The sequence below is a fragment of the Luteibacter sp. genome (assembly GCF_051958795.1).
In the GTDB taxonomy this organism is placed as follows: Bacteria; Pseudomonadota; Gammaproteobacteria; order Xanthomonadales; family Rhodanobacteraceae; genus Luteibacter.
Genome location: NZ_JBQCFT010000114.1, coordinates 1 through 4,550, shown reverse-complemented (window position 1 = coordinate 4,550; position 4,550 = coordinate 1). Strand labels below are relative to the sequence as shown.

Genomic DNA, 4,550 nt, shown 5'->3' with positions numbered 1-4,550 from the left:
AGAATCGCGGTTTTCACATGGGGCGCGGACGCCGTGTCCGCATCTCGTCAAAGGAGCCATCATGTCCGCCAAGATCCTCCAAGCGCTCGGTCTCAATGCGACCGAGTCCGGCACCTACCTCGGCCGCGGCGAATGGGCCGCCACGACGGACGCCGGTACGCTGTCGCCCACCAACCCGGCCACGGGTGAGGTGATCGCCACGGTTAACGCCTCGAGCGCGGCGGACTACGAGACGATCGTGCAGCGCGCCCAAGAAGCGTTCGCCATCTGGCGCAACACCCCCGCCCCGCGCCGCGGCGAAGCCGTGCGCCTCTGCGGCGAGGCCCTGCGCAAGCACAAGGATGTCCTCGGTTCGCTGGTTGCCCTGGAAATGGGCAAGATCAAGCCGGAGGGCGACGGCGAAGTGCAGGAAATGATCGATATCGCCGATTTCGCCGTCGGCCAGAGCCGCATGCTGTATGGCAATACCATGCATTCCGAACGCCCCGGCCACCGCATGTATGAGCAGTGGCATCCGGTCGGCCTGGTCGGCATCGTCAGCGCCTTTAACTTCCCGGTCGCCGTCTGGGCGTGGAACGCCTTCCTCGCCGCCATCTGCGGTGACATCTGCCTGTGGAAGCCGTCGCCGAAGACCCCGCTCTCGGCCATCGCGACCCTGAAGATCTGCAACGAGGCGCTGAAGGAAGCCGGCTTCCCGGACATCTTCTTCCTGTTCAACGACGCCGGCACGGAACTGGCCGAGAAGTTTGTTGATGACAAGCGCATCCCGCTGATCAGCTTCACCGGTTCGACCAAGGTAGGCCGCATGGTCGGCGAGCGCGTCGCCCGCCGCATGGGCCGCAGCCTGCTCGAGCTCGGCGGCAACAATGCCATCATCCTGGACAAGTCGGCTGACCTGAAGCTCGCCATCCCGGCCATCGTGTTTGGCGCGGTCGGCACGGCCGGCCAGCGCTGCACCACCACCCGTCGCCTGCTCGTGCATTCGTCCATCCACGATGCCGTGGTGGATACGCTGGTGAAGGCCTATGGCCAGGTGGAGCAGAAGATCGGCGACCCGACGCTCGCAACCACGCTAATGGGCCCGCTGAACAGCCCGGAAGCCGTGAAGGCGTTCGAGGCCGCGGTCGAAAAGGCCCGCGCCACCGGCGGTAATGTCCGCACGGGTGGCAAGGCCCTGGCCGATCGCAAGGGCAACTTCGTCCAGCCGACGATCATCACCGGCCTCAAGAACACCGACGAAGTCGTCCAGACCGAGACCTTCGCCCCGATCCTCTACGTGATGTCGTTCGACTCGCTGGATGAGGCCATCGACATGCAGAACGCCGTGCCGCAGGGCCTGTCCTCGGCGATCTTCACGCAGGACCTGAAGGGCGCCGAGCAGTATCTCTCGGCGGCGGGTTCGGATTGCGGTATCGCCAACGTGAACATCGGCACCTCGGGCGCCGAGATCGGCGGCGCGTTCGGTGGCGAGAAGGAAACCGGCGGCGGTCGCGAATCGGGTTCGGATGCCTGGAAGGTGTACATGCGCCGCCAGACCAATACGATCAACTATTCGGACGCGCTGCCGCTGGCCCAGGGCATCAAGTTCGAGTTCTGACCCCTCGGGAGCCCATGCCATGGCCGACCTGCGCCCCACGGAACGTTTCTCCGACCGCGTTGAGGACTATGTCCGTTACCGGCCGGATTACCCGCGGGCGCTGGTCGACTGGCTGCATGGCCTGGGCGTGAAGCCCGACTGGGCCGTGGCGGATATCGGCGCGGGAACCGGGATATCGAGCAGGTTGTTCCTCGATGCCGGCCACCGCGTCACCGCCGTGGAACCGAACGCGTCGATGCGTCACGCAGCCGTGCGCTGGCTTGGCCATGAAGAACGGTTCCGCACCGTGGCAGGCAGCGCCGAAGCCACCGGGCTGCCAGACGGCTCGGTGGACCTCGTCACCGCGGGCCAGGCCTTCCACTGGTTCGACAAGGACCGGATGCGCGCCGAATGCCGCCGTATCCTGTCCTCGCGCGGGCTGGTCGCCATTTTCTGGAACACGCGCCGGCTCGTCGGCACGCCCTTCCTCGAGGGCTTCGAGGCGCTGATGCATGAGTACGGCGTCGACTACGTGAGCATTACCGAACGCTATGCCGATGACGACGCCATGGCCCGCTGGTTCGGCCACGGTTATCGCGGCATGGCCTCGTTCCCGCACGGGCAGAAGCTGGACTTCGATGCGCTCAAGGGCCGGCTGATGTCCTCGTCGTACGCGCCCAAGCCCGGCCACCCCAACCACGAGCCCCTGCTGGCCGCCCTGCGTACGCTGTTCGAATCGACGCAGGAAGACGGCACGGTGGATTACGACTTCGACACCCGCGTGTTCGCGGGACGCCCGGACGCCTGATGTACGACCTGATCCGCCCCCTCCTTTTCATGCTGGATGCCGAGACGGCCCACGGCCTCACGCTGTATGCCAGCGACGTGGCCCAGCGCAGCGGCTTTTCGCACCTGGTGAACAAGCCGCCAGCCGACCTGCCGGTGACGGTGTTCGGTATCACGTTCCCCAACCCCGTGGGGCTGGCCGCGGGCCTGGACAAGAACGGCGAGCATCTCGACGGCCTTGCCGCCCTGGGCTTTGGCTTCGTCGAGATCGGCACGGTCACGCCCCGCGCGCAGGCCGGCAACGACAAGCCACGCATGTTCCGCCTGCCCGAGCACGAGGCCGTCATCAACCGCCTGGGCTTCAACAACGGCGGCATCGACGCGCTCGTCCGGAACGTCGAGAAAGCCAGCTTCCGCGGCGTGCTCGGGATCAACATCGGCAAGAACAAGGACACGCCGAACGAGCGTGCCACGGACGATTACCTGCTGTGCCTCGAGCGCGCGTATCCGTTGGCCAGCTACATCACGGTGAATATCTCCTCGCCGAACACGCAGGGCCTGCGCGACCTGCAGGAGGAAGAGACCCTGCGCCGCTTCATCGGCACGCTGCGCGAGGCGCAGGAGCGTCTCGCTGGCCAGCACGGCAAGCGCAAGCCGATGCTCCTGAAGATCGCGCCTGACCTCACCGAAACCGAACTCGATGCGATCGCCGAGGTGTTGCTTGCCTCCGGCATCGATGGTGTCATCTGCACCAACACCACGATCGATCGTGACAAGGTGGCGGGCCACCGCTTCGCCAACGAGACCGGCGGCCTTTCCGGCCGGCCCGTGTTCGAGAAATCGACCGCCGTGTTGCGCGGCATGGCCACGCGCGTGGGTGGCCGTCTTCCGATCATCGGCGTCGGCGGCATCCTTGACGGCGATTCCGCCGCGACCAAGCTTGAGGCCGGGGCCTCGCTCGTGCAGGTTTACTCGGGCCTTGTGTACCGCGGCCCCCAACTGATCAACGAAGCGGTCGCGGAAATCCGCCGTCGCGGAATCCTCGCATGACCCTGAACAACGCGCCCGTCGATATGGGCGGCTTCACCCTCACCTCCAACGCCACGCTCGGCAACCGCAATACGTTGCGCGTCGATGCGCGCGCGCACCTGCTGGCCGAAGTGCGTGACCCGCTGAAGATCCCGGAGATCCTCGCCTTTCCCGCCGTGAAAGCCGGAAAGGTGCTGGTGCTTGGCGAAGGCAGCAACATGCTCATCACCGGTGACTTCGACGGCACCGTGCTTGCGATGGCCAATGCCGGCGTGGAGACGTTCCAGCGGGACGACCGGGTGCTGATCCGCGTGGCCGCCGGCGAGCGCTGGGACGATTTCGTCCGCTGGTCGCTGGGCCAGGGCTATGCCGGGCTGGAGAACCTCATTCTCATCCCGGGCACGGTCGGCGCGGCGCCGATCCAGAACATCGGGGCGTACGGCGTGGAAGTCGCCGAGTTCATCGATACCGTCGAGGCCTACGACACGCATGCCGGCGAGTTCGTCGTGCTGGACAAGGCGGCGTGCGCGTTCTCGTACCGCGATTCGAGCTTCAAGCAGCAGGCCGGGCGCTGGATCGTGGTCGCCGTGACCTTCGCACTCCCGCGCGAGCGCCCACTGTCGCTCGACTATGCGGGCATCCGCGAGGAAGTGGAGAAGATGGGCATCACGCGGCCGACGCCGTATCACGTGGCCGAGGCGGTCGTGCGCCTGCGTTCGCGCAAGCTGCCCGACCCGGCAGTGATCGGCAATGCCGGCAGCTTCTTCAAGAACCCCGTCGTAAGCCAGGCCCAAGCCGATGCACTCGCCCTTGCCCACCCGGGCCTGCCGGTGTGGCCGCATGCGGGCGGCACGGCGAAGATTTCCGCCGGCTGGCTCATCGAAACGGCGGGTTTCAAGGGCGAGCGCGACGGCGACGCCGGCATGTCCAACCGCCACGCCCTCGTGCTCGTGAACCACGGCAAGGCCACGGGCCCGCAGCTGTGGGCGTTCGCGCAGAAGGTCATCGCGGGCGTGCAGGCGAAGTTTGGCGTGACGCTCGAGCCCGAGCCGGTCCTGGTCTGACCCTGTGGGAGCGGGGGGGGGCGAGAGAACCGCCGCGAGCCCGCCCCCAAACACAAAAACCCCCCAAACCCAGACCAGCAGGGGGAGGCCGCCAG

General features: G+C 66.7%; 4 protein-coding genes. All 4 read left to right on the top strand.

The genetic code is table 11. The features are described from left to right. The first annotated feature begins 61 nt into the window (after positions 1-61). From amaB to murB, 4 genes are read left to right on the top strand one after another with little or no spacing between them, the layout of a single operon-like run. Entirely contained in the window at positions 62-1,597 is a 1,536-nt protein-coding gene (gene amaB / locus ACTHLF_RS06230) for an L-piperidine-6-carboxylate dehydrogenase (protein ID WP_440325792.1), read from the top strand. Positions 1,598-1,616: 19 nt separating this feature from the next. Further along, positions 1,617-2,384: a class I SAM-dependent methyltransferase gene (locus tag ACTHLF_RS06225; protein WP_440325790.1), complete on the top strand. Its 768-nt coding sequence runs from the start codon at positions 1,617-1,619 to the stop codon at positions 2,382-2,384. Further along, the gene (locus ACTHLF_RS06220) at positions 2,384-3,412 is read left to right on the top strand and encodes a quinone-dependent dihydroorotate dehydrogenase (RefSeq protein WP_440325789.1); all 1,029 of its coding nucleotides are present in this window, start codon (positions 2,384-2,386) and stop codon (positions 3,410-3,412) included. The genes ACTHLF_RS06225 and ACTHLF_RS06220 overlap by 1 nt, the downstream gene beginning before the upstream one ends. A 23-nt stretch (positions 3,413-3,435) precedes the next feature. Beyond that, positions 3,436-4,455: a UDP-N-acetylmuramate dehydrogenase gene (murB, locus tag ACTHLF_RS06215; RefSeq protein ID WP_440325794.1), complete on the top strand. Its 1,020-nt coding sequence runs from the start codon at positions 3,436-3,438 to the stop codon at positions 4,453-4,455. Positions 4,456-4,550: the final 95 nt, after the last annotated feature.